Raw genomic sequence first — 25,334 nt, 5'->3', positions numbered from 1 at the left:
CGGAGCATCACATGAAGCGCTCGAGCACTCCCAGGCCCACGGCCGCGGCGCCGAAGACGACGGCGAGGGTGACCGTGAGGCGGTCGAGGTTGCGCTCGGCGACGCCGGAGGCGCTCGCGGACGAGGACACGCCGCCGCCGAACATGTCGGACAGGCCGCCGCCCTTGCCGCGGTGCAGCAGCACCAGCAGGATCACTGCGATGCCGGTGATCGCCAGCACGATCTGCAGGATCAGCTTGAGCAGGTTGAGGTCCACGGACACTCCTCACAGGACGTTGGAACTGCGCCAGGATACGACACGGGGCGGATCCGTCGCCGGACCCGCCCCGCCGGATGTGAGCCGTTCGGCTCCTCGTCCGGTCGTGCCGCTCAGGCGTCCTGGTAGCGGACGATCTTCGCGAACTCGTCGGCCTTCAGCGAGGCCCCGCCCACGAGGGCGCCGTCGACATCGGGCTTCGTCATCAGCTCGGCGACGTTCGAGGACTTCACGGAGCCGCCGTAGAGGACGCGCACGGCGTCGGCCGCGGCCTCGCCGTGGGCGGTGCGCACCCAGTCGCGAATCGCTCCGCAGACCTCCTGGGCGTCATCCGGGGTCGCGACCTCGCCGGTGCCGATCGCCCAGACCGGCTCGTAGGCGACGACGAGGGAGCCGACCTGTGCGGCGTCGACGCCCTCGAGGCCGCCCTCGAGCTGGGCGAGCGTGTACTCGACCTGCTTGCCCGCCTTCCTCTCCTCGAGCGGCTCGCCGACGCAGAGGATGGGGGTCAGACCGCCGCCGAGGGCCGCCTTCACCTTGGCGTTGGTGATCTGCTCGGTCTCACCGTGGTACTGGCGGCGCTCGGAGTGGCCGATGGTCGCGTAGGTCGCGCCGAGGGCCGTGAGCATGGAGGCCGAGACCTCTCCGGTGAAGGCGCCGGACTCGTGCTCCGACACGTCCTGGGACCCGTAGGAGATCGGGAGCTCCCCGGCGTCCACGGCCGTCTGCACGGTGCGCAGGTCCACGAACGGGGGCAGCACGGCCGCCTCGACGGCGGAGGTGTCCAGGCCCTTGAGGGCGTCGCCCAGGTCCTCGACGAGGGACAGGCCCTGCTTCCAGTCGAGGTTCATCTTCCAGTTGCCCGCCATCAGCGGGGTGCGGGTGGTGCTCATGCGTGGTCCTCCTCCAGGACGGCGATGCCCGGCAGCTCCTTGCCCTCGATCAGCTCGAGGCTCGCACCGCCGCCGGTCGAGATGTGCGAGAACGCGGACTCGTCGAAGCCCAGGGTGCGGACGGCGGCCGCGGAGTCGCCGCCGCCGATCACGGTGAAGCCGTCGGCGTCGGCGAGGGCCGTGGCGACGTCCTTCGTGCCCCGTGCGAAGGTCTCGAACTCGAAGACCCCCATCGGGCCGTTCCAGAAGATCGTGCGCGCATCGGCGATCTTCTCCGCGAACAGCTCCGCGGTCCTCGGGCCGATGTCCATGCCCTCCTGGTCGGCGGGGATCTGGTCGGCGGGGACCGTCGTCGGCTCCGCGTCGGCCGAGAACTCCCGGGCGACGACCGTGTCCACGGGCAGCACGAGCTCGACGCCGTTCTCCTGCGCCGTCTCGAGGTACTCGCGCACGGTGTCGACGCGCTCGGCGTCCAGCAGGGACTTGCCGATCTCATGGCCCTGGGCCTTGAGGAAGGTGTACGCCATGCCGCCGCCGATGAGGATCCGATCGGCCTTGGTCAGCAGGTTCTCGATGACGCCGAGCTTGTCGGCGATCTTGGCGCCGCCGAGGATCACGACGAAGGGGCGCTCCGGGTCGTCGGTCACCTTGCGCAGGGCCTCGACCTCGCTGGTCACGAGCTCGCCGGCGGCCGAGGGCAGGAGCTGTGCGAGCTCGTACACGGAGGCCTGCTTGCGATGGACGACGCCGAAGCCGTCGGAGACGAAGGCGTCGCCGAGCGCGGCGATCTGCTCGGCGAAGGCGCGGCGCTCGGCCTCGTCCTTCGCGGTCTCCCCCGGGTTGAAGCGGAGGTTCTCGAGGATCGCGACCTGGCCGTCGGCGAGGGCGTCCACGGTCTGCCGGGCGCTGTCGCCCACGGTGTCGGTCGCGAAGGCGACGTCGGCGCCGAGGAGCTCGGACAGCCGCCCGACGACGGGGCGCAGCGAGTACTTCTCCTCGGGCGCGCCCTTGGGGCGGCCGAGGTGGGAGATCACGACGACGCGCGCACCGGCGCCTGTGAGCGTCGAGATCGTGGGCAGGGCGGCGCGGATGCGGCCGTCGTCGGTGATCGTGGTGCCGTCCAGCGGCACGTTGAGGTCGGCGCGGACGATGACCCGCTTGCCGCGCAGGTCGCCGAGCGACGCGATGGTCTTCAGCACGGGGTGGCTCCTAGTGTCGAGGGGTGCGTGCGACGGAGCCCGCCCGGGCCGCGCCTCGCAGGGGCGGCGCCGGACGGGCTCCGTCGGACCCGTTCTCCGTGAGGGAGAGGGTCAGAGGCTCTTGCCGACGAGCGAGGTGAGCTCGACGAGGCGGTTGGAGAAGCCCCACTCGTTGTCGTACCAGGTGAAGACCTTGACGAGGTTGCCGTTCACCTTGGTGAGCTGGCTGTCGAAGATCGAGGAGTGCGGATCGTGCTCGATGTCCTTGGAGACGATCGGGTCCTCGGTGTACCGCAGGATGCCCTTGAGCGGGCCCTCGGCGGCCTTCTTCACCGCGGCGTTGATCTCCTCGGCGGTGACCTCGCGGGAGGCCTCGAAGGTGAGGTCCGTGATCGAGCCGGTGGGGACCGGCACGCGCAGCGAGTAGCCGTCGAGCTTGCCCTTGAGCTCGGGCAGCACGAGCGCGACGGCCTTGGCGGCGCCGGTCGTGGTGGGCACGATGTTCAGGGCGGCGGCGCGGGCGCGGCGCGGATCCTTGTGGGGGCCGTCCTGCAGGACCTGGTCCGAGGTGTAGGCGTGGACCGTGGTCATGAGGCCCTTGACGATGCCGAACTCGTCGTTCAGCACCTTGGCCACAGGGGCGAGGCTGTTGGTGGTGCACGAGGCGTTCGAGACGATGTCGTGCTTCGCCGGGTCGTAGTCGCCCTCGTTCACGCCGATGACGAAGGTCGCGTCCTCGTTCTTCGCGGGAGCGGAGATGATGACCTTCTTCGCACCGCCCTCGAGGTGGGCCTTGGCCTTCTCGGCGTCGGTGAAGATGCCGGTGGACTCGATGACGACGTCCGCGCCGATCTCGCCCCACGGGATGTTCTTCGGGTCGCGCTCGGCGAAGGCCTTGAAGGTGAGGTCGCCGACGGTGATGGAGTCGTCGTCGTGGCTGACCTCGTAGGGCAGCACGCCGCCGATGGAGTCGTACTTGATGAGGTTGGCGAGCGTCGCGTTGTCCGTCAGATCGTTGACGCCCACGACCTCGATGTCGGCACCCTGCTCGAGGGCGGCGCGCAGGAAGTTGCGCCCGATGCGACCGAATCCGTTGATTCCGACCTTAGTGGTCACGGTTCCTCCTTGGATCGCAGCCCAGGAGGCTGCGGGGATGTGTGTCGCGCACGCCCTCGTACGCTCGGACGACCGCGGCGCCTCCCGGGAACCCGAGACGACGATCACGACCGCGGATCAGTCTATCAATGCACTGGGTCACGTCGGAACGGGTCCGCTCCCTGGACCGCGGCGCGGCTCCCGGCTCAGGAGCGCGCGTCCTCGCCGCCCTCGTTGACCTCGTCGGTGCCGGGGACGCCGAGCTCCTCGGCGCGCTTGTCGGCCATCGCGAGCAGGCGGCGGATGCGACCGGCGACCGCGTCCTTGGTCATCGGCGGATCGGCGTGGCGGCCGAGCTCCTCGAGGCTCGCCTGACGGTGCTCGACGCGCAGGCGTCCGGCCTCGCGCAGGTGCTCGGGGACCTCGTCGCCCAGGATCTCCAGCGCCCGCTCCACGCGCTGCCCCGCGGCGACCGCGGCCCGCGCCGAGCGACGCAGGTTGGCGTCGTCGAAGTTCGCCAGGCGGTGGGCGGTCGCGCGGACCTCGCGGCGCGTGCGCCGCTCCTCCCACACCAGGACGGTCTGATGGGCGCCCATGCGCGTGAGCAGGGCAGCGATCGCGTCGCCGTCGCGCAGCACCACGCGGTCGCCGCCGCGGACCTCGCGGGCCTTCGAGGCGATGCCCAGGCGCCGGGCGGCGCCCACCATCGCGAGCGCGACCTCGGGCCCCGGGCAGCCGAGCTCGAGCGCGGAGCTGCGGCCCGGCTCGGTGAGGGAGCCGCGGGCGAGGAACGCGCCGCGCCAGGCGGCCTCGGCGTCCACCGCGGCGCCGCCGACGACGGCCGGCGGCATCCCGCGCACGGGACGGCCGCGGGCGTCCAGCAGGCCCGTCTGGCGGGCGAGCACCGCGCCGTCGCCGTGCACGCGCACGATGTACGTCGTCGAGCGCCGGATCCCCGACGGTGCGAGCACCGCGATGTCGCTGCCGTGCCCGTAGACGTCGGCGATGATCGCGCGCAGCCGCCGCGCGGTCGCGGCGCTGTCCACCTCGGCCTCGATCACCACGCGCCCGCCCTGCAAATGCAGGCCGCCGGCGAAGCGCAGCATCGCCGCGGCCTCCGCCTTCCGGGCCGACGGGCGCGCCACGTCGATCCGCGACAGCTCCTCCTTGGCGTCAGCGGTCAATGCCATGCTGAGTCCCCTCTTCCTCGTCCTGCGTCCCCTCGACATCCCCGTACACGCCGTCGAACACGTCGCGGTAGGCGGCGGCGAGCCGCACAGGGTCGTGGACCGGCACCCCGCCGCCCACGCTCACCTGCCTCAGCAGGGTACGTATTTCTCGTGTGCGCGCGAACTCCGCGAGCTCCACCGCGTCCTCGAGGGCCGTCGGGTCGGCGATCACGGTGTCGAAGCTCGTCTCGGGCGCGCTGTCCAACAGCACGCGCAGCAGGTCCGTGCTGCGCATCCCCTCGATCTCCTCGCCCCCCGAGGAGAGGTTCATGACCACGCAGCGGTGGGCGCGGGTGGTGCGCAGGGCCTCCGCGATCTCGGGGATCTGCAGGTGCGGCAGCACCGAGGTGTACCAGGAGCCGGGGCCGACGATCACCCAGTCGGCCTCCTCGATCGCGCGCAGCACCTCCTCGGGCACCCGGGGCCGCTCCGGGATCAGCCTCATCGACTCGACCCGCCCGGGGACCTTCGCGACCTGCGCCTGGCCGCGCACCGTGCCGCGGGTGCCGTCCGCGAAGGCCACCTGCGCCTCGATGTCCAGGGGGTCCAGAGCCATGGGCAGGACGCGCCCGCGGGCGCCGAGCAGCTCGCCGATCCGGTCCAGGCCCGCGATCGGGTCCTCGAGGATCTGCCACATGGCAACGATCATGAGGTTCCCGAGGGCGTGGCCGTCGAGGTCGCCGTCGGTGACGAAGCGGTGCTGGACGGCGTCGTGCCAGAAGGCGCCCCAGTCGGAGTCCTCGCACAGCGCCGCGAGCGCCATCCGCAGGTCCCCGGGGGGTAGCACGGGCAGCTCGGCGCGGATGCGCCCCGAGGAGCCGCCGTCGTCCGCGACCGTGACCACGGCCGTGATGTCGTCGACCAGCAGGCGCAGGGACCGCAGGTTCGCGGCGAGCCCGTGGCCGCCGCCGAGGGCGACCGCGCGGCGCGGCGAGGACAGGGCGCGGCGGGGGCCGCTGCGCGAACCGCGTCGCAGGTGCGGGGGCAGTCCGGCGGCGGTCACTCGCGCCCCAGATCCCGGTGGCGCACGCGCACCGCGAAGCCCGCCTGGCGCAGGTCCTCCCCGATCTTCTCCGCCATCGCGACCGAGCGGTGCTTGCCGCCCGTGCAGCCGATCGCGATCGTCGTGAAGTGCTTGTTCTCCGCCGAGTAGCCGCGCAGCACGGGACGGATCATGTCGAGGTAGCGGGCGGCGAACTCGGCGCCGTTGGGGTCGGCGAGCACGAACTCGGCGACCGCCGGATCGGTGCCGCGCTGGGAGCGCAGCTCGGGCACCCAGTACGGGTTGGGGATGAAGCGGACGTCGCTGACGTGATCGGCCTCGATCGGGATCCCGTACTTGAAGCCGAAGGACATGACGTTCACGGTGAGCGCCTGCTCGCTGTGCGAGCCGAAGGTGGTGCGCATCTTCATCGTCAGCTGGTGCACGTTCAGCGGGGACGTGTCGATCGCGACGTCGGCGAGGCGCCGGTAGGGCGCGAGCATCTCCCGCTCGCGGCGGATGCCCTCGAGCACGCCCTCCTCCCCCTGCAGCGGGTGGGGACGGCGCACGGAGTCGAAGCGGCGCACGAGCGTGTGCTCGTCGGCGGTGAGGAAGACCAGCCGCACCCGCATCTCGGAGGCGCGCATCTGCTCGATCACCTGGGACAGCTCGGAGAAGAACGGGCCGGAGCGGGGGTCGACGACCACGGCGAAGCGGGTCTCGCGGCCCTCGGCCTGCTGCTGGAGCTCGTAGAGGCGCGGGATCAGCTGCGGCGCGATGTTGTAGACGACGTACCAGCCCAGGTCCTCGAGGGCGTGGGCGGCCGTCTCGCGCCCCGCGCCCGCGAGGCCCGTGATGATCACGACGTCGCCGGGCGGCGCCGCCCGATCGGGCTCCGGCTCCGGCGCGCCCTCGGCGGGCGCGGACTCCGGGACGCTGCTGTCCTGCGACATGGATGCTGCTCCTTCGTCGAGGTCGGGGTCAGGGGTCGGGGTCGAGCTCGGGGTCGAGGGCCGTCGTCATCGTGCTCGTGCTGGTGAAGGGTACCGCCCGCGGATGGACGCCGAGGGATCCGTGGTGAGGATCGCCCCGGCGCCCCGCGGGTCACTCGAGGATCTCGCCCGTCGCCATGTCGACCGCCGGGCCGGGCTCCTCCCCGCGCAGGGTCGCGAGCACCTGCGCGGCGAGCTGCGGGCCGATGCCCTGGACCTCCTGGAGGGTCTCCGCATCGGCCTCACGGATGTTCGCGACCGTCGTGAAGCGGTCGAGCAGCGCCCGCCGACGGGCCGGCCCCAGGCCGGGCACGCCGTCCAGGGCGCTCGCCTGCATGGCGCGCCCGCGCTTGGAGCGGTGGTAGGAGATCGCGAAGCGGTGGGCCTCGTCGCGCAGCCGCTGGACGAGGAACAGCGCCTCGCTGGTGCGGGGCAGGATCACCGGGTAGTCGTCCCCGGGCAGCCAGATCTCCTCGAGGCGCTTGGCGATGCCGGCGAGGGCGATGTCGGTGACGCCGAGGTCCTCGAAGGCCCGCTGCGCGGCCGCGACCTGCGGCTGCCCGCCGTCGACGAGGATCAGCGCGGGCGGATAGGCGAAGCGGCGGGAGTCCTCGTCGTCGGCCGGGACGGGATCGAGGTGCCGCTGGAGGCGCCGGCGGATCACGTCGTACATGGAGGCCGTGTCGTCGCGCGCGGCCTCCCCCGTCACGGAGTAGCGGCGGTACTCGCTCTTCTTGGGCAGCCCGTCCTCGAAGACCACCTGGGAGCCGACGACGTTCGTCCCCTGCGAGTGGGAGATGTCGAAGCACTCGATGCGCAGCGGGGGCTCCGCGAGGTCCAGCGCCTCCCCGAGGTCCTCGAGGGCCTTGGTGCGGGCCGTGAGGTCGCCCGTGCGGCGCAGCCGGTGCAGGCGCAGGGCCTCCTCCGCGTTGGCGCCGACGGTCTCCAGCAGCTCCTTCTTCTCCCCGCGGCGGGGCACGCGCAGGTCGACGCGCCGGCCGACGAGCTCCTGCACCTGGTCCGCGTTGGTCGGCATCTCGCTCACGAGCACCTCGGCGGGGGCCTCCCCGTCGGTGTACAGGGTCGCCAGCGCCCGCTCCATGAGGTCGCCGGGGCCGGACTCGTCGAGGATCTCGGCGGTCCAGCCGCGCTGGCCGCGGATCCTCCCGCCGCGCACGTGGAAGACCTGGATGGAGGCCTCGAGCTCGTCCTGGACGAGGGCCACGAGGTCCGCGTCGGTCGCGTCGGAGAGCACCACGGAGTTCTTCTCCATGACCTTCTCGAGCGCCTGCAGGTCGTCGCGCAGCCCGGCGGCGGTCTCGTAGTCCTGGGCGGCGGCGGCTTCGCGCATGCGCTTCTCGATGCGCCGCAGATAGGCGCCGGTGTTGCCGGCCATGAAGTCGCTGAACTGCTCGGCGAGGCGGCGGTGGTCCTCCACCGAGATGTCGCCGACGCACGGCGCCGAGCACTTGCCGATGAAGCCGAGCAGGCAGGGCCGTCCGGACCGCTCGGCGCGCCGAAAGACGCCCGCGGTGCAGGAGCGCACGGGGAAGACGCGGAGCATCAGGTCGAGGGTCTCGCGGATCGCCCACACCTGCGTGTAGGGGCCGAAGACGCGGTCGCCCTTGGTGCGGGGCCGGCGCGTGATGTGGACGCGCGGCACCTCCTCCCCCATGGTCACGGCCAGGTACGGGTAGGACTTGTCGTCGCGGAACTTCACGTTGAACCGCGGATCGAACTCCTTGATCCACGTGTACTCGAGGGTCAGCGCCTCGACCTCGGTGCGCACCACCGTCCACTCGACGCCCGTCGCCGTGGTGACCATCCGCCGGGTGCGCTCGTGGAGGGCCGAGAGGTCCTGGAAGTAGTTCGAGAGCCGCGCCCGCAGGTTCTTCGCCTTGCCGACGTAGATCACCCGGGAGTCGGCGTCGCGGAAGCGGTAGACGCCCGGGGAGGTCGGAATGGTCCCTGTCGCGGGACGGTAGGTCGACGGGTCAGCCATGGAGGACGGTCACTGCCTCCCCGCCTCGAGGATCGGCAGCAGGAACCGACCGGTGTGGGAGGCGCCCACGCGCGCGACGTCCTCGGGGGTGCCGGTCGCGACCACGCGGCCGCCGCCGTCCCCGCCCTCGGGACCGAGGTCGATGACGTGGTCGGCGCTCTTGATGACGTCGAGGTTGTGCTCGATGACGATCACCGTGTTGCCCTTGTCGACGAGGCCGCCGAGGACCTCGAGGAGCTTGCGGACGTCCTCGAAGTGGAGTCCGGTGGTGGGCTCGTCGAGCACGTAGATCGTGCGGCCGTTGGAGCGCTTGTGCAGCTCGGAGGCGAGCTTCACGCGCTGGGCCTCGCCGCCGGAGAGCGTGGTCGCGCTCTGGCCGAGGCGCACGTACCCCAGGCCCACGTCGTCGAGCGTCTGCAGCTGGCGGCGGATCGCGGGGACCGCGTCGAAGAACTCGACGGCCTCCTCGATCGGCATGTCGAGGACCTCGGCGACGTTCTTGCCTTTGAAGTGCACCTCGAGGGTCTCGCGGTTGTACCGCGCCCCGTGGCAGACCTCGCAGGTCACGTAGACGTCGGGCAGGAAGTTCATCTCGATCTTGATGGTGCCGTCGCCCGAGCAGGTCTCGCAGCGCCCGCCCTTGACGTTGAAGGAGAAGCGCCCGGCCTTGTAGCCGCGCACCTTCGCCTCGGAGGTCTGGGCGAACAGGGTGCGCACCCGGTCCCACACGCCCGTGTAGGTCGCCGGGTTCGAGCGCGGGGTGCGCCCGATGGGCGACTGGTCGACGTGCACGACCTTGTCGAGGCTCTCGAGACCCGTCACGCGCTTGTGGCGGCCGGCGACGGTGCGCGCGCCGTTGAGCTCGCGGGCGAGCACCGAGTAGAGGATGTCGTTCACGAGCGTCGACTTGCCCGAGCCGGAGACGCCGGTGACGGCGGTGAAGGTGCCCAGGGGGAAGGAGACGTCGACGTTCTTGAGGTTGTTCTCGCGGGCGCCGTGCACGGTGACCCGGCGCTCCTTGTCGATGGGCCGGCGGACGGGCGGCACCGGGATCGAGAGCTTCCCGCTGAGGTACTGGCCGGTGAGGGACTCGGGGTTGGACTTCAGGCCCGCGAGGTCGCCCGAGTGGATGACGTGGCCTCCCCGCTCGCCGGCGAGGGGGCCGATGTCCACGATCCAGTCGGCGGCGTTCAGGGTGTCCTCGTCGTGCTCGACGACGATCAGGGTGTTGCCGAGGTCGCGCAGACGGGTGAGGGTCGCGATGAGGCGCTCGTTGTCCCGCTGGTGGAGCCCGATCGACGGCTCGTCGAGCACGTAGAGCACGCCCACGAGCCCCGAGCCGATCTGGGTGGCCAGTCGGATGCGCTGGGCCTCACCGCCCGAGAGGGTGCCGGCCGCACGGGCCAGCGTCAGGTAGTCCAGGCCGACGTCGAGCAGGAAGCCCAGGCGGGCCTCGATCTCGCGCAGCACCTCGGAGGCGATCTGCGCCTCCTTGACGCCCAGCTCGAGGCCGCCGAGGAAGGCGTGGGCCTCGCGGATCGAGAGGTCGCAGACCTCGGCGATCGAGCGGTCGCCCACGGTCACCGCGAGCACCTCGGGCCGCAGGCGCGCGCCGCCGCACGCGGGGCAGGGCACCTCGCGCATGAACTGCTCGTAGCGGTCCTTCGCCCAGTCGGACTCCGTGTCCTCGTGGCGGCGCTCGAGGTAGTGGATGACGCCCTCGAAGCCCGTGGAGTACGTGCGCTCGCGGCCGAAGCGGTTGCGGTAGCGCACGTGGACCTTGAAGTCGTTGCCGTGCAGCAGCGCCTCCTTCGCGCGCTCGGGCAGCGCCCGCCACGGGGTGTCGAGGGAGAACGCGAGCTCCTCGGCGAGGCCCGCCATCACCTGCTGGTGGTGGTCGGCGTGCCCCATGGTCCAGGGCGCGATCGCGCCGTCAGCGAGGCTGAGGTCCTCATCGGGGATCACGAGCTCCGGATCGACCTCGAGGCGCATGCCCAGGCCGGTGCACTCGGGGCAGGCGCCGTAGGGGGCGTTGAACGAGAAGGAGCGCGGCTCGATGTCGTCCAGGGTGAGCGGGTGGTCGTTGGGGCACGCGCGCTTCTCGGAGAAGCGGCGGGAGCGGTCGTCGGCGTCGGCCTCGCGGTCGACGAAGTCCACGACGAGCAGGCCGTCGGCCAGGCGCAGCGCGGTCTCCACGGAGTCGGTGAGGCGGCGGCGCGCGTCGGGCTTCGCGGCCAGGCGGTCGACGACCACTTCGATCGTGTGCTTGTACTTCTTGTCGAGGGAGATCTCTTCGTCGAGGCGGCGCACCTCGCCGTCGACGCGGGCGCGCGAATAGCCCTCCGAGCGCAGGGAGCTCAGCAGGTCGGCGTGCTCCCCCTTGCGCCCGCGCACCACGGGCGCGAGCAGCTGGAAGCGGGTGCCGGACTCCTCGCCGAGCAGCACGTCCACGATCTGCTCGGCGCTCGAGCTGGTCACGCGCGCCCCGCACACGGGGCAGTGCTGCACGCCGGTGCGGGAGAACAGCAGGCGCAGGTAGTCGTAGACCTCGGTGATCGTGCCCACCGTCGAGCGCGGGTTGCGGTTGGTGGACTTCTGGTCGATCGAGACCGCCGGGGAGAGGCCCTCGATGAGGTCCACGCGGGGCTTGTCCATCTGCCCCAGGAACTGGCGGGCGTATGCCGAGAGCGATTCCACGTAGCGCCGCTGGCCCTCGGCGAAGATGGTGTCGAAGGCCAGGGAGCTCTTGCCGGACCCCGAGAGCCCGGAGAAGACGATCAGGTGATCGCGCGGGATCTCGATGTCGACGTTCTTGAGGTTGTGCTCGCGTGCGCCGCGGACCAGGAGGGTGTCACTCACACGTCCCATCCTACGAGCGGGGACCGACGCGCGAGGGCCCGGTGAGTCCGCTGCCACCCCGATTCCGCGCTCCGCGGACACGCGCATGTCCGCTGACGCCGTCGGCCGATTCTCGCGTGGCGAGGCGCGCGATGGGAGCGGCGCGCGCGGCGCGCCATACTGAGGAGCATGAGCGAGCACCCCGCGCCCGAGAACCGCACCCCGACGCAGGACGAGGACGTCGTCTCCGCGACCGGGGGCCACGCCGGCACCGCCTACGACGGCCACGTCGAGGTCGACGGCCCCACGGCCACCCGCCGCATGACGACCCTCGTGATCCGCAAGGCGTCCGTGGGCACGATGGACAACAACAGCTACCTCCTGACCTGCCGCGTCTCCGGCGCGCAGCTCCTCGTGGACGCCGCGGCCGACCTCCCGCGTCTGCTGCGCCTGGTGCGCGAGGGCTCCCCCTCGAGCCGCCTCGACTCGATCGTCACCACCCACAGCCACCACGACCACGTGGGCGCGCTCGCCCAGCTCGTGGCGGCCACCGGCGCCCGCACCTTCGCGGGGGCGGCCGACGCGCCCGCGATCGCGACGCCGACGGACGAGCCCCTCGAGGACGGCGCGCTGATCCGCGTGGGCGTGAACGACCTGCACGTGATCGGTCTGCGCGGCCACACCCCCGGCTCGATCGCGCTGCTGTGGCGCGGCGGCGAGGACGGCGACCACCTGTTCACGGGCGACTCCCTGTTCCCCGGCGGCGTCGGCGCGACCCAGGGCGACGCCCAGCGCTTCACCTCGCTGCTCGACGACGTCGAGCAGCGCATCTTCGACGTGCTGCCGGACAGCACCTGGGTCTACCCCGGCCACGGGGACGACACCACCCTGGGCGCGGAGCGCCCGCAGCTCGGCGACTGGCGCGAGCGGGGCTGGTGAGCACGCCGGTCCCCGAGGGAGCCCCGCCTGCGTCGATCCTCGTCGCGCGCGGGGCCGACGGCCGGATCGCGCTCGTCGCGCTCGACGCGAAGGGCGAGCAGATGGGCCTCGAGACGGTCGCCGCCGAGGACTGGCCGCGCCGCGCGCGCGGGATCGAGATCGGCGGGACCGGGGACGACCACGCCGCCCTGGGACCTCCGTCATCCCCGCGCTGGGTGCTGCCGGACGCCGCGACCTGGTGCCCCGCGCTGCTCCGCGCCGGGGTGCGCCTGCGTCGCTGCCACGACCTGCGCCTCGCCCACACGATCCTCTCCCGCTCGGCGCTCGTGCGCGAGACGGATGCTGCGCCGCTGATCGAGGCCCGTGCCTGGGAGACCCCCGAGGACCTCGTCGAGGCGGAGCGGGAGGGCCGCGGCTCCGGGGCGACCCTGTTCGATCTCGACGCGGCGGGCCGCACGGGCGGCGTCCCCCAGGGCGTGGACGAGGTGCTCGCCGAGCACGACCGCCAGCGCGCGGCGGTCGCGGGCAGCGCCGACCCCTCGCGACTGCGGCTCCTCCTCGCGTCCGAGTCCGCGGGAGCGCTCGTGGCCGCGGAGATGCACGCCGCGGGCATCCCCTGGGACGTCGTCGAGCACGACCGCATCCTCGCCGAGGCCCTGGGACCGCGCCCGCGGCGCGACCAGGTGCCCGCCCGGATGGCGGAGGCCGCCGCCGAGGTCCGCACCGCCCTGGGCGATCCGCTGCTGAGCATCGACTCCCCGCCGCGCCTGCTGCGCGCGCTGCGACGCGCCGGCATCGACGTCTCCTCCACCTCCCAGTGGGAGCTCCAGGAGATCGATCATCCGGTGATCGAGCCGCTGCTGCGGTACAAGAAGATGTCGCGGCTGCTCACGGCGAACGGCTGGCACTGGCTCGAGGAGTGGGTGCACGAGGGGCGCTACCGGCCCGTGTACGTGCCCGGCGGAGTGGTCACCGGGCGCTGGGCGAGCAGCGGCGGCGGGGCCCTGCAGATCCCGCGGCGCCTGCGCCCGTCCCTCCGGGCCGACCCGGGGTGGCGGCTGGTCAGCGCCGACGTCTCCCAGCTCGAGCCGCGCGTGCTCGCCGCCATGTCCGACGACCGGGCGATGACCGCGGCCGGCGCGGGGAAGGACCTCTACTCGGGCATCGTCGACGCCGGGATCGTCGCCACCCGCCAGGAGGCGAAGATCGGCGTGCTCGGCGCCCTGTACGGCGGCACCACCGGGGACAGCGCCCGGGTGGTGCCGCGCCTGCGCGAGCGCTTCCCGCGCGCCATGCGGCTGGTCGACGACGCCGCCGCGACCGGGGAGCGCGGCGGCACCGTGACCACCTGGCTGGGACGCTCCTCTCCCCCTCCCGACCCGGCCTGGGCCGAGGCGCAGCTGCGCGCGAACTCGCCCGATGCGCAGGAGGGCGAGCAGGAGCGCTCGCGCCGCGCGGCTCGCGATCGGGGACGGTTCACCCGGAACTTCGTCGTGCAGGGCACGGCGGCCGAATGGGCGCTCGCCTGGATGGCGGGGCTGCGGCTCGCCCTCGCCTCGCTCGACCCGGTGGAGCCCGAGCAGGCGGCGACGCCGTCGGGTCCGGCCTTCGCGCGCCGAGCGCACCTCGCCTACTTCCTGCACGACGAGGTCATCGTCCACGCCCCCGCCGCGCAGGCGGAGGCGGCGGCGCGGGCCGTGCAGGAGGCGGCCGACGCGGCGGGCCGACTGCTCTTCCCGGCGAGCGACGTCGACTTCCTGCTGGACCTGCAGATCGTCGAGCGCTCCGCGGAGAAGTGACGCCCCACGGTCCGGCCGACGGTCCGGTCATCGCGTCCTGCTCCCCCGCGTGAACGCGCAGAGCACGAGGACGGCCCCGAGCAGCCACCAGGTGCCCGCCGCGCCGCCCACGCGCGCGAGCATCCCCGCTCCGGCGTCGTGCGCCGCGATCGCGCCGCCGACGGCGACGCCGATGCTCGTGCCCGCCTGGCGGAGCGCATTGTTGAGCCCGCCCGCGAACCCCGGACGGGAGGGCCACGCGGCCATCGTCTCCCCCACGATCGCCGTGGTCATCAGCCCCAGGCCGACGCCGATGCCGAGCAGTGCGGGCACGAGCGAGACCACGTCGGCGCCGCTGCCGAGGTGACCGAGGGTCAGCAGGCCGCAGCCTCCCAGGACGAGCCCGGCGGCGGCCGTCGCCCGTCGGCCCCGCGCGGCGACGAGGCGACCCGAGAGCGGACCGAGCACGACGAACGGGGCGGTCGCGAGCAGGAGCACCGCTCCGGCCGGGGCGGCCGCCAGCCGCAGCGAGTGCTGGAGATGAACGGTGATCGCCTGCAGCGTGCCGTTCGCACCGCTCGTCATCATCGCCGCGACCAGGATCGAGACCAGCAGCGGCCGGAGGGCCGGGGGTGCGCCGGAGGCGGAGGCCGGAGCGTCGGCCGCTCCTCCGTCGTCCCGGGGCGCGCTCCCGGCCCCGGAGCGGACGCCGGGGAGCAGGCGGGCGGTGCCCACGAGGGCGAGCAGCAGGAGGGGCACGTTCACCCAGAACACGGCTCGCCATCCCACCGCGCCCACGAGCAGTCCGCCCACGCCCGGTCCGATCGCCGTCGCGATCGCGCTCACGGCCGACCACAGGCCCAGCGCATGGGCGCGCGGGGCGGGCTCGGTCCAGGTGAGGGTGAGCGCGGCGAGACCGGCGGGGAGCATGACGGCCGCGGAGATCCCCTGGACGAGGCGCGCGAGCAGCACGATGCCCCAACTGCCGGCGATGCCGCCGAGCACGCAGGCCAGCAGGCAGATCAGCAGGCCCGCGAGCAGGGAGCGCCGGGGCCCGAGTCGGTCGACGAGCAGGCCCGCCGGCACGAGCGCGAGGGCGAGCGGGACCGTATAGGCGTCGACGACCTGCGGCCAGGAGGCGGGGCCGACCCCGAGCGCGCGGCCGAGGGACGGCATCGCGACGTTCATGGCCATCACATCCAGCAGGACGAGGAACATCGGGATGCACAGCGTGGGCAGCAGCAGCCGGGACGGGCCGGGGCGGTCATGGATCGAGGTGTCGGGGGCGGGCGGTTGCGGCTCTCCGGTCATGGGGCGAGTCTGCGTCCGGGACGCTTCGACGGCGGGCGAAGCGTCGTCGGGGCACACTGTCTGCATGGATCCGTTGCCCGACATCGCCGCTGTCGCCGAGCTCGTCGCCGACGCGTCGCGCGCCGCCATGCTCATGGAGCTCGTGGACGGCAGCGAGAGGCCGGCGAGCCGTCTCGCCGAGGCGGCGTCCGTCTCCGCCTCGACCGCGAGCGCGCATCTCGCGCGGCTGCAGGATGCGGGCTTCGTCGAGGTGCGCCGCGAGGGACGGCACCGCCGGTTCCGGATCTCCGATCCGCAGGTGGTCGTCCTCCTCGAGGCGCTGCTGGCGCTGTCCGAGACGCCGCCCGCCGTGGGCCTGCGCTCCTCGATGCGGTGGCAGAGGCTGCGGGTCGCGCGCACCTGCTACGACCATCTCGCGGGGACCCTGGGCACCGACGTGCTCGCGGGCCTCGTCGAGGGCGGTGCGCTCGTGCGGACCGACGGCCACGAGGGCTCCGGCCGGTCCGACGGGGATCCTCTGAGCGCTCCGGTCCCCCGCGCCCCCTATGCGCTCGGACCGCGCGCCGAGGATGCCTTCGGTGCCCTGGGCATCGACCTCGCGGACCTCGAGGGGCGGCGTCGCCCGCTGCTGCGGGTGTGCTCGGACTGGACCGAGCAGCGCCACCACCTCGCCGGCGGACTGGGCGCCGCGGTCGCGGACGCCTTCGTCGACCGCGGCTGGGTGGCGCGCCGCGCCGACGCCCGGGATCTCGCGGTGCGCGAGCCCGGGCGCATCGCCGCCTGGCTGCAGGGCGTCTGAGTCCGCGGCACCGCTGAGCCCGCGGGGCGTCCGAGCCCGCGGCACAGCTGCCATCACGCGGTGCCCGCCGCGCGGCCCACGTCCCGGCCGCGGCGGACGGGTCCGGGCTCAGGACGCGCTGCGCTGGACCTGCTTGAGCTCCTTCTTGAGCTCCTGGACCTCGTCGCGCAGGCGTGCCGCGACCTCGAACTGCAGGGTCTCCGCGGCCTGGTGCATCTGCGCCGTCATCTCGTCGATCATCTCGCTGAGCGCGCCCACCGGGTCGTCGCCCAGGTCCACCGTGCGCGCGGAGACCGCGTCGACGACGTTCGCCCGGGCGCGGTCGCGATTCACGCGCTCCTTGCCAGAACGGTAGTCGGTCGCGAGCAGCGTGTCGGTGTCGATGTCCTCGCGGGCGAGCATGTCGGTGACGTCGGCGATCTTCTTGCGCAGCGGCGTCGGGTCGATGCCGTGCTCGGTGTTGTACGCGATCTGCTTCTCGCGGCGTCGGTTGGTCTCGTCGATCGCCTCGCGCATGGAGTCCGTGACGGTGTCGGCGTACATGTGCACCTGACCGGAGACGTTGCGGGCCGCGCGGCCGATGGTCTGGATGAGGGAGGTGCGCGAGCGCAGGAACCCCTCCTTGTCGGCATCGAGGATCGAGACCAGGGAGACCTCGGGGAGGTCCAGGCCCTCGCGCAGCAGGTTGATGCCCACCAGCACGTCGTACTCGCCCTGGCGCAGGGAGCGCAGCAGCTCGACGCGCCGCAGGGTGTCGACGTCGGAGTGCAGGTACTGCACGCGCACCCCGTTCTCCAGCAGGTAGTCGGTGAGGTCCTCGGCCATGCGCTTGGTGAGCGTGGTGACGAGCACGCGCTCGTCGCGCTCGACGCGCTTCTCGATCTCGGCGCGCAGGTCGTCGATCTGGCCCTTGACGGGCTTGACGATGACCTCGGGGTCGACGAGGCCCGTCGGCCGGATGATCTGCTCGACCACCCCGTCGCTGCGGCCCAGCTCGTAGTCGGCGGGCGTCGCCGAGAGGTAGACGGTCTGGCCGGTGCGCTCGGTGAACTCGCCGAAGGTCAGGGGGCGGTTGTCGAGGGCGCTGGGCAGGCGGAACCCGAAGTCCACGAGGGTGCGCTTGCGCGAGCGGTCCCCCTCGTACATCGCCCCGATCTGCGGGACGGTCACGTGGGACTCGTCGATGACCAGCAGGAAGTCCTCGGGGAAGTAGTCCATGAGGGTGTTCGGCGGGGTGCCGGGGCCGCGGCCGTCGAGGTGGCGCGAGTAGTTCTCGACGCCGTTGGTGGTGCCCACCTGGCGCAGCATCTCGAGGTCGTGGGCGGTGCGCATGCGCAGGCGCTGCGCCTCGAGCAGCTTGTTCTGCCCCTCGAGCTCCGTGAGCCGCTCCCCCAGCTCGCTCTCGATCGAGTCGATCGCCTTCGCGAGCCTCTCGGGACCGGCGACGTAGTGGGAGGCGGGGAAGATGTGGATGTCCTCCTCCTCGCGGATCACCTCGCCGGTGACGGGGTGGAGGGTGTAGATCGCGTCGATCTCGTCGCCGAAGAACTCGATGCGGATCGCGAGCTCCTCGTACATCGGGATGATCTCGACGGTGTCCCCGCGCACCCGGAAGGTGCCGCGCACGAACTCGACGTCGTTGCGGTCGTACTGCATGTCCACGAAACGCCGCAGCAGGTCGTCGCGATCGACCTCGTCGCCGCGCTTCAGCCGCACCATGCGGTCCACGTACTCCTGCGGCGTGCCCAGGCCGTAGATGCAGGACACGGAGGAGACCACGACCACGTCGCGCCGGGTCAGCAGGGAGTTCGTGGCGCTGTGGCGCAGGCGCTCGACCTCCGCGTTGATCGAGGAGTCCTTCTCGATGTAGGTGTCCGACTGCGGGACGTACGCCTCCGGCTGGTAGTAGTCGTAGTAGGAGACGAAGTACTCGACGGCGTTGTGCGGCAGCAGGTCGCGGAACTCGCTCGCGAGCTGCGCGGCCAGGGTCTTGTTGTGCGCCATCACGAGGGTCGGCCGCTGCAGCTTCTCGATCAGCCAGGCCGTCGTCGCGCTCTTGCCGGTGCCGGTCGCGCCCAGCAGCACGACGTCCTGCTCTCCCCCGTTGATCCGGCGCGCGAGCTCGTCGATCGCCTGCGGCTGGTCGCCCGACGGCCGGTACTCGGAGACCACCTCGAAGGGGTTGACGGAGCGGGTGAGGTCGGTGACGGGGCGCATGGGACGAGCCTACGTCCCGGGCCGGACATCCCGCGTGTGAGAGCGGACGCGTGCTGTCCGCGAAGCGGGGCCGACGGGACCGACGGGACCGACGGGTTCGGCGGGTCCCCCGAGCAGCTCCCGACGCAGGTCCTCGAGGAGGGTGAGCGCGCGAGTGCGCAGGGTGCCCGCGTCGGCGTTGTTCAGCAGCAGGCGGTCCGCGCGCCGGATCCGCTCGAGGTCCGTGGCCTGCGCCGCCATCACGGACTCGACGTAGGTGCGGTCGCGGCCTCGGTCGCGCACGACGCGGGCGATCCGCTCCTCGCGGGGGGCGAGCACCGCGACCACGCGCGCGTACTCGTTCTCGTGGTGCTTCTCGAGCAGCAGCGGGCTGTCGTGGACGACGAGCCGCTCCCCCGCCGCGACGGCCTCGTGCTCCGCCTCCTCGACGGCGGCATCGACCCTCGTCAGCACGATCTCCTCGAGATCCGCGCGGGCCGCTGCGTCGGCGAAGACGAGACGGGCGAGGGCCGACCGGTCGATCGTGCCCGAGGGCGCGCGGTACTCCTCGCCGAAGCGGGCCACGGCCTCCTCGACGCCCTCTCCGGGCACGTCCAGCACGGCGCGGGAGTGCGCGTCGAGATCGATGACGGTGGTCCCGGCCTCCCGCCAGATCCCCGCGACGCTCGACTTCCCGGCGCCGATGCCGCCGGTCAGGCCGAGGCGGACGAGTCCGGGAGCGGCATCGCGGCAGGTGTCGGCGGCAGCGGTGCCGGTGGCGCCGGCCGCGGCGTCGGTGCGCGCGGAGGCCGTGCCGGTGGTCGAGCTGTCCATGCTCCCGATCGTACGGCGCGCGGCACGAGGCCGGTCATCGCCGTCACATCCCGTCCACGACCCATCGCCCCGAGCGCCCGCGCATACTACCGTCGTGCCCGTGGATCCCCTCGAACTGCTGGTCACCAACGACCTCCTCCGCGGGCTGGACCTCGCAGGCGTGTTCATCATGGGTGTCGCGGCGGGGGCGCTGGCCTCCCGGCTGAACTTCGACGCCGTGGGCTTCGCGATCATCGGCATCGTCGCCGGTCTCGGCGGAGGCATCGTCCGCGACCTCATCATCGGCGTCGACCCGCCCGCGGCGTTCGACGGCCCCCTCTATCTCGCGTGCGCCCTCGCCGGCTCCGCCTTCTCCTACCTCATCGCGGCCGAGGCCACCTGGTGGCGGCGCGCCGTCACCGGTCTGGACATCCTGGCGATGGCGCTGTGGGCCGCGACCGGGACCGCGAAGTCGATCGGATACGGCCTCGAGCCGCTGCCGGCGGTCCTGCTGGGCGTCACCAGCGCCGTGGGCGGCGGCGTGATCCGCGACGTGCTCGTGGGGCGCGTCCCCGCGATCTTCGGCGGAGGCCCCCTGTACGCGACGGGCGCGCTGGTCACGGCCGTCGCGACGTGGGGCGTCGTGGCGCTGGGGCTGCCCTCCGCCTGGGTGCTCGCGGCCGTCGCGCTGGGTGCTCTCCTCGCGGGCCTGGCGGCCTGGCGCCGCTGGCACCTGCCCTCCCACGGCGAGTGGCAGGTGACGCTCTCGGCCTCGCAGATGAAGTCGCTCGTGCGCCGCGTGCGCAAGGACGAGCGGCACCGCGTGGCTCTCGAGACGGGCGCGATCCCGGTGGTGGACGAGACGAACGACGACTTCGCGGACGACTCCACGATCCCGGACGACGACGCCGCGGAGTTCCAGCGCCGCGCTCTCGGCGACGGGGAGGGCGCCGGAACCGCCCTCCCGCCGGAGGACCCGATCGAGTATCCGATCGCCACCGCGGGCGGAGAGCCGACCCCGACGCCCGAGGACGACTCGACTCCGGAGTCGCCCAGGTCTCCAGCGCCGCCCGGGTCGCAGGAGACGCCCGCGGACGGAGACCGTGCGCCCGGGGAGCCCGAGGACGACGAGCGCCGCTGAGCGTCCTCAGGGGCGCAGCGCCGCGAGCATCCGGGAGACCTCGTCGGCCCCGAGCTGACCGGGAGCGGAGGCCTCGCCCGCCGTCGCGAAGGTCGCGCAGGAGCCGAACACCTCGGCCGCGACGCGGCTGACCGCACCCAGGGATCCCATCGAGATCGCCAGATGGGGACCTGCCCCGTCGCGGGCGGCCTCGAGGCTCGCCGCGAGCAGGACCAGCACATCCTCCGCGGTGCGCGGGGTGACGGCGATCTTCGCGACGTCGGCTCCGAGGTCACGCTGCGCGCGCAGCGTCGCGAGGATGTCCTCCTGCGGGGGCGTCGCGCCGAAATCGTGGAAGGAGCCGACCACCGCGAGGCCCGCGTCGTGCGCCGCGCGGATCACGGCGCCGACGGTCTCAGGTGCGCGAGCGGTCTCCACGTCCACCAGGTCGACGAGCGGGCCGCCGTCCGCGCCGCGCAGGGCGATCCCGGCGCACAGCAGCTCAGCGAGGTCCGTGTCCGGGAGGTCCCGCCCTCCGCCCTCGGCGGCGGTGCGGACCGTGAGCAGGAGAGCCTGCTCGGGGGCGAGGGCCTCGCGCAGGGCGGGCAGGGCGCCGAGCATGCGCTCGCGGTGCTCGGCCGCGGGGGCCGACGGGGCGAGGAGATCGGCGCGCCATTCGATGATCCGCGCCGGCGCCGTGCGCGCGCGCTCGGCCTGGGCGAGCACGCTGCGCTCGTCCGCACCGGTGAGCGGGACGATGATCTCCGGGAGGCCGGCGCCGAGCTCGATCCCCCGCACGCGCACGACGCCGCCGGACCGGTCGCCGTCGGCGCGCGCGGCGTCCTCCGTCGGCCTCATCCCTCTCAGTCCTCGGCGATCGCGGAGTAGGCGGAGAGCAGCAGGGCCGGGTCGGGCCCCTCGAGGCGCGAGACCTTGCCGATGCGGTCCAGGACCACGAAGCGCAGCAGGCCGGCGCGCGACTTCTTGTCGCGCTTCATGGCCTCCTCGAGCTTCGGCCACTGGCGGCCGCGGTAGGTCGTGGGCAGTCCCAGGGAGACGAGGAGGTCGCGATGACGGTCCACGTCGGCCTCGGAGAGCTTGCCGGCGAGGTGCGCGAGCTCGGCCGCGAACATCATGCCCACGGACACCGCGGCGCCGTGGCGCCACTGGTAGCGCTCGTTGTGCTCGATGGCGTGGCCCAGCGTGTGGCCGTAGTTGAGGATCTCGCGCTCACCGGTCTCGGTGAGGTCGGCGGAGACCACGCGGGCCTTCACGCGGATCGCGCGCTCCATGATCTCGCGGAAGGCGGGGGTCGAGATGTCGAGCACGGCGGCGGGGTCGGCCTCGACGACCTCGAGGATGCGCGTGTCCTCGATGAAGCCCGCCTTGACGACCTCGGCGAGGCCCGCGGCGACGTCGTGCGCGCCGAGCCCGGCGAGCACGTCGAGGTCCTCGATCACGGCGATCGGCGGGTGGAAGGAGCCCACGAGGTTCTTGCCCTCGGCGGTGTTGATGCCGGTCTTCCCGCCGACGGCCGCATCGACCATCGCGGCGACCGTGGTGGGCACCTGCAACACGTCGATGCCGCGCAGCCAGGTCGCCGCGATGAAGCCCGCGACGTCGGTCGCGGCGCCGCCGCCGAGCCCGATCACGAGGTCGCTCCGGGAGATCTCCGCCTGCCCGCACACCTGCCAGAGGAAGCCCGCGACCTGCACGGTCTTCGCCTCCTCGCCGTCGGGGATCTCGGCGAGGAAGGCGGAGCGGTCGGTCGCGGCGACGGCCTCGCGCAGCTCCTCGGCGACGGTGCGCAGACTGGGCTGGTGGACGATGACGACGCGGCGGGCGTTCGCGGGGATGCGCTGCGGCAGGCCCGCCAGCAGACCGCGGCCCACGACGACGTCGTAGCCGCCCGTGGGCGTGCCCACGGGGATGACGCTGGTGTCCGGGGCGTCGGTGCCGGCGGGGTCGGTGTCGGCAGGGTTCTCGGGGCTCATGCGTGCTCCTTCGGTGCGGGCGGCTCGGCGCCCTCCAGGGTCTCGATGATGCGGCGGGCGATCTGGTCGATCCCGCCATGGGTCGCGTCGATGCTCCAGCGTGCGGCCTCGCGGTACAGCGGCATGCGCGCGTCGGTGAGGGTGCGCCAGCGGCCCAGCGGGTCCTCGCCGCCGAGCATCGGCCGGCCACGGCCCCGCCCCACGCGGGACCGGGCCGTCTCCTCGTCGATCTCGAGCAGCACGGCGGGGCGGGCGGCGACGAGCGCGCGCGAGCCCTCGGCGACGACAGCTCCCCCGCCCAGGGCGAGCACTCCCGTGTGCGCCTCGAGCGCGAGGGCGAGCACCCTCGCCTCGAGGTCGCGGAAGGCGCTCTCGCCCTGGGCGGCGAAGATCTCGGGGATGCTGCGACCGGAGGCCTCGATGATCAGCTCGTCGAGATCGGCGAAGGGCACGCCGAGCCGGCGCGCGACCTCCCGGCCGATGGTGGTCTTCCCCGCGCCCATGGGGCCGATGAGCACCAGGCGCGGGCCCCCGCCCTCGGGCGACGGGGCGGGATCCTCTGCGCCGGGCGCGGGGGCCGACGGGCTCGGGTCCGTGGACACCGTGCTCACGCCGACGGGGCGCCGCCGAGGCGCGACTGCTGGGCGACGGTCTCGGCGAGGTGGGCGCGGATCTCCTCGACGCTGTCGCCGCCGGTCTTCTCGAGCAGGGCGTCGGCGAGGACGAGCGCGACCATGGCCTCGGCGATCACCGCGGCAGGGGCGACGGCGCAGACGTCGGAGCGCTGGTGGTTCGCGGTCGCCTCACCGCCCGTGGTGACGTCCACGGTGCGCAGGGCGCGCGGGACCGTCGAGATCGGCTTGAGGGCCCCGCGCACGCGGATGACCTGGCCGTTGCTCATGCCGCCCTCGAGGCCGCCGGCCCGGTTGGTCACGCGCGGGTACTCGCGGTCCTCCCCTGCGTCCTGCGCGGGAAGGATCTCGTCGTGCGCGCGGGAGCCGCGACGGGCGGCGGTCGTGAAGCCGTCGCCGATCTCGACGCCCTTCATGGCCTGGATCGACATGATCGCCTGCGCGAGGCGGCCGTCGAGCTTGCGGTCCCACTGTGTGTGGGAGCCCAGGCCCACAGGCACCCCGTAGGCGAGGACCTCGACGACCCCGCCCAGGGTGTCGCCGTCGGCCTTCGCGGCGTCGACCTCGGCGACCATGGCCTCCGATGTGGCGGGATCGAAGCAGCGCAGGGGGTCCTCGTCCAGGCGCGAGGAGTCGGCCGGCTGGGGGAGCTCGGCGTCCTCGGGGGCGCGCACCGCGCCCACGGCCAGGGTGTGGGAGACCAGGCGGATGCCGGCGGCCTGCTCGAGCAGCGCCGCGGCGACGCGCCCGGCGGCGACCCGTGCGGCGGTCTCGCGGGCGCTCGCGCGCTCGAGCACCGGGCGGGCGTCCTCGAAGCCGTACTTGAGCATGCCGGAGAGGTCGGCGTGGCCCGGGCGGGGCCTTGTGAGGGGGCGGTTGCGGGCGATCTCGCGCTCGTCGCCCGTGCCGGCGTCGATCAGCAGGTCCTCGCGCGGCACGGGGTCGGCCGACATGACCTTCTCCCACTTGGGCCATTCGGAGTTCGCGATCTCGATCGCGAGCGGGGAGCCCAGGGTGAGGCCGTGGCGGAGGCCGCTGTGGATCGCGACCACGTCCTGCTCGAACTTCTGGCGGCTGCCGCGGCCGTGGCCGAGGCGGCGGCGCGCGAGAGCGGAGCGCAGATCGTCACTGGTCAGCTCGATCCCGGCGGGGACGCCGTCGAGCAGGGAGATGAGGGAGGGGCCGTGGGATTCCCCGGCCGTGAGCCAGCGCAGCATGACCCCGATCCTCTCACGTGCAGGCAGACCCAGGTCGCCCCGTCCCAGCGGGTCCGCCCCGAGGGATGCGTCCCCTTCAGTCCTCGTCGAGCTCGACGGCCTCGTGCGGCGTGAGCTGCTCGATGAGCGGGACCAGGTCGGAGATGCCGGGCAGCACTGTCGTCGGCCGGTACGGGTACTTCGCGATGTCCCGCTGCGCCGTCGAGCCCGTGAGCACGAGCACCGAGCGCATGCCCGCCTCGAGGCCGGACTTCACATCGGTGTCCATGCGGTCGCCGATCATCACGGAGGTCTCGGAGTGGGCGCCGATGCGGTTCAGGGCCGTGCGCATCATGAGCGGGTTGGGCTTGCCCACGTAGTACGGGTGGATCCCCGTGGCCGCGGTGATCATGGCGGCGACCGAGCCCGTGGCCGGCAGCGGCCCCTCGGCGCTCGGCCCGGAGACGTCCGGGTTGGTGGCGATGAACTTCGCGCCCTTGTCGATGAGGCGGATCGCCCGGGTGATCGACTCGAAGGAGTACGTGCGGGTCTCCCCCAGCACCACGAACTCGACGTCCGTGTCGGCGAGGATGAAGCCCTCCTCGTGCATGGCGCTCGTGAGCCCGGCCTCTCCGATCACGTACGCCGAGGAGCCGGGAGCCTGCTCGGCGAGGAAGCGCGCGGTGGCCAGCGCGCTCGTCCAGATCGCCTCCTCGGGGATCTCGATGCCGCTGCGCGAGAGCCGTGCCCGCAGGTCCCGGGGCGTGAAGATCGAGTTGTTCGTGAGCACCAGGAAGGGCCGGTCGAACTGCTGGAGGGCGGCGATGAAGTCCGCGGCGCCCGGCAGGGCCGACTGCTCGTGGACGAGGACGCCGTCCATGTCGGTGAGCCAGGTGTGGACGGGATGGTCTTCGAGAGCGGTGGTCATGCCCCTAGTGTGCCCTGTCCTGCGGCTCCCCCGCAGGGGCCGGCGTGCCCCGGCATGCGACGACGGGCGCCACCCGTAGGGGTGACGCCCGTCGTGGGCTTCCGGGATCCGGGAGCGGCGGGGCGGTGCCCTGCCGGCCCGG

General features: G+C 73.0%; 21 protein-coding genes. 4 read left to right on the top strand and 17 right to left on the bottom strand.

The window, feature by feature from the left end:
- Positions 1-7: 7 nt before the first annotated feature.
- From secG to uvrA, 9 genes are all read right to left on the bottom strand, one after another.
- Positions 8-256 carry a preprotein translocase subunit SecG gene (gene secG / locus MHY49_RS08180; protein ID WP_200500637.1) on the bottom strand — a complete coding sequence of 83 codons (249 nt, stop codon included), beginning with the start codon at positions 254-256 and terminating at the stop codon, positions 8-10.
- Between the two features lie 113 nt (positions 257-369).
- Complete coding sequence (gene tpiA / locus MHY49_RS08175; RefSeq protein WP_239203524.1) at positions 370-1,149, bottom strand: triose-phosphate isomerase; 780 nt, start codon at positions 1,147-1,149, stop codon at positions 370-372.
- Positions 1,146-2,348, bottom strand: coding sequence for a phosphoglycerate kinase (gene pgk / locus MHY49_RS08170; protein ID WP_239203523.1), 1,203 nt, complete (start codon positions 2,346-2,348; stop codon positions 1,146-1,148). The genes tpiA and pgk overlap by 4 nt, the downstream gene beginning before the upstream one ends.
- Before the next feature lie 111 nt (positions 2,349-2,459).
- A complete protein-coding gene (gap, locus tag MHY49_RS08165; protein ID WP_200500634.1) occupies positions 2,460-3,464 on the bottom strand; it encodes a type I glyceraldehyde-3-phosphate dehydrogenase in 1,005 nt (334 codons plus the stop codon).
- A gap of 185 nt (positions 3,465-3,649) precedes the next feature.
- Positions 3,650-4,633 (bottom strand): DNA-binding protein WhiA, encoded by a 984-nt coding sequence (whiA, locus tag MHY49_RS08160; RefSeq protein WP_228358511.1) that lies wholly within the window; start codon positions 4,631-4,633, stop codon positions 3,650-3,652.
- Complete coding sequence (yvcK, locus tag MHY49_RS08155) at positions 4,617-5,648, bottom strand: gluconeogenesis factor YvcK family protein (RefSeq protein ID WP_239203533.1); 1,032 nt, start codon at positions 5,646-5,648, stop codon at positions 4,617-4,619. Before yvcK ends, whiA begins: the two co-directional genes overlap by 17 nt.
- 23 nt (positions 5,649-5,671) lie before the next feature.
- Positions 5,672-6,607 carry an RNase adapter RapZ gene (rapZ, locus tag MHY49_RS08150; RefSeq protein ID WP_200500632.1) on the bottom strand — a complete coding sequence of 312 codons (936 nt, stop codon included), beginning with the start codon at positions 6,605-6,607 and terminating at the stop codon, positions 5,672-5,674.
- Positions 6,608-6,758: 151 nt separating this feature from the next.
- Complete coding sequence (uvrC, locus tag MHY49_RS08145) at positions 6,759-8,648, bottom strand: excinuclease ABC subunit UvrC (RefSeq protein ID WP_239203522.1); 1,890 nt, start codon at positions 8,646-8,648, stop codon at positions 6,759-6,761.
- Positions 8,649-8,657: 9 nt separating this feature from the next.
- Entirely contained in the window at positions 8,658-11,507 is a 2,850-nt protein-coding gene (gene uvrA / locus MHY49_RS08140; protein WP_239203521.1) for an excinuclease ABC subunit UvrA, read from the bottom strand.
- Positions 11,508-11,807: 300 nt separating this feature from the next.
- On the opposite strand from uvrA, the gene MHY49_RS08135 reads away from it, so the two are divergent.
- On the top strand, positions 11,808-12,425 hold the full coding sequence (locus tag MHY49_RS08135) for an MBL fold metallo-hydrolase (protein WP_239203532.1): 618 nt from the start codon (positions 11,808-11,810) through the stop codon (positions 12,423-12,425).
- Complete coding sequence (locus MHY49_RS08130; RefSeq protein WP_239203520.1) at positions 12,422-14,224, top strand: bifunctional 3'-5' exonuclease/DNA polymerase; 1,803 nt, start codon at positions 12,422-12,424, stop codon at positions 14,222-14,224. Before MHY49_RS08135 ends, MHY49_RS08130 begins: the two co-directional genes overlap by 4 nt.
- 27 nt (positions 14,225-14,251) lie before the next feature.
- On the opposite strand, the gene MHY49_RS08125 is transcribed toward MHY49_RS08130, so the two are convergent.
- A complete protein-coding gene (locus MHY49_RS08125) occupies positions 14,252-15,514 on the bottom strand; it encodes an MFS transporter (protein ID WP_239203519.1) in 1,263 nt (420 codons plus the stop codon).
- 64 nt (positions 15,515-15,578) lie between these two features.
- Between MHY49_RS08125 and MHY49_RS08120 the strand changes: the two genes are divergently transcribed.
- Complete coding sequence (locus MHY49_RS08120; RefSeq protein WP_239203518.1) at positions 15,579-16,313, top strand: metalloregulator ArsR/SmtB family transcription factor; 735 nt, start codon at positions 15,579-15,581, stop codon at positions 16,311-16,313.
- Positions 16,314-16,421: 108 nt separating this feature from the next.
- Here the strand turns inward: MHY49_RS08120 and uvrB are convergent, their stop codons facing one another.
- Both uvrB and coaE read right to left on the bottom strand, forming a co-directional pair.
- A complete protein-coding gene (gene uvrB / locus MHY49_RS08115) occupies positions 16,422-18,530 on the bottom strand; it encodes an excinuclease ABC subunit UvrB (protein WP_200500627.1) in 2,109 nt (702 codons plus the stop codon).
- A gap of 9 nt (positions 18,531-18,539) precedes the next feature.
- A complete protein-coding gene (gene coaE / locus MHY49_RS08110) occupies positions 18,540-19,343 on the bottom strand; it encodes a dephospho-CoA kinase (RefSeq protein ID WP_239203517.1) in 804 nt (267 codons plus the stop codon).
- A gap of 100 nt (positions 19,344-19,443) precedes the next feature.
- Here coaE and MHY49_RS08105 point away from each other — a divergent pair, with 100 nt between their 5' ends.
- A complete protein-coding gene (locus MHY49_RS08105) occupies positions 19,444-20,463 on the top strand; it encodes a TRIC cation channel family protein (protein WP_239203516.1) in 1,020 nt (339 codons plus the stop codon).
- Positions 20,464-20,469: 6 nt separating this feature from the next.
- On the opposite strand, the gene aroD is transcribed toward MHY49_RS08105, so the two are convergent.
- From aroD to MHY49_RS08080, 5 genes are all read right to left on the bottom strand, one after another.
- Positions 20,470-21,300, bottom strand: a complete 831-nt coding sequence (gene aroD / locus MHY49_RS08100; protein ID WP_239203515.1) for a type I 3-dehydroquinate dehydratase — start codon at positions 21,298-21,300, stop codon at positions 20,470-20,472.
- Positions 21,301-21,305: 5 nt separating this feature from the next.
- The gene (aroB, locus tag MHY49_RS08095; RefSeq protein WP_239203514.1) at positions 21,306-22,436 is read right to left on the bottom strand and encodes a 3-dehydroquinate synthase; all 1,131 of its coding nucleotides are present in this window, start codon (positions 22,434-22,436) and stop codon (positions 21,306-21,308) included.
- Positions 22,433-23,047 carry a shikimate kinase gene (locus tag MHY49_RS08090; RefSeq protein WP_239203513.1) on the bottom strand — a complete coding sequence of 205 codons (615 nt, stop codon included), beginning with the start codon at positions 23,045-23,047 and terminating at the stop codon, positions 22,433-22,435. Before MHY49_RS08090 ends, aroB begins: the two co-directional genes overlap by 4 nt.
- Complete coding sequence (aroC, locus tag MHY49_RS08085; RefSeq protein ID WP_281391962.1) at positions 23,044-24,285, bottom strand: chorismate synthase; 1,242 nt, start codon at positions 24,283-24,285, stop codon at positions 23,044-23,046. The genes MHY49_RS08090 and aroC overlap by 4 nt, the downstream gene beginning before the upstream one ends.
- A 76-nt stretch (positions 24,286-24,361) precedes the next feature.
- Positions 24,362-25,192, bottom strand: a complete 831-nt coding sequence (locus tag MHY49_RS08080; RefSeq protein WP_200500622.1) for an HAD-IIA family hydrolase — start codon at positions 25,190-25,192, stop codon at positions 24,362-24,364.
- Positions 25,193-25,334: the final 142 nt, after the last annotated feature.

The organism is Brachybacterium sp. ACRRE (assembly GCF_022346485.1).
Taxonomy (GTDB): domain Bacteria; phylum Actinomycetota; class Actinomycetes; order Actinomycetales; family Dermabacteraceae; genus Brachybacterium; species Brachybacterium halotolerans.
The sequence above is the reverse complement of the archived record's forward strand: the minus strand, read 5'-3'. Positions and strand labels throughout refer to the sequence as shown.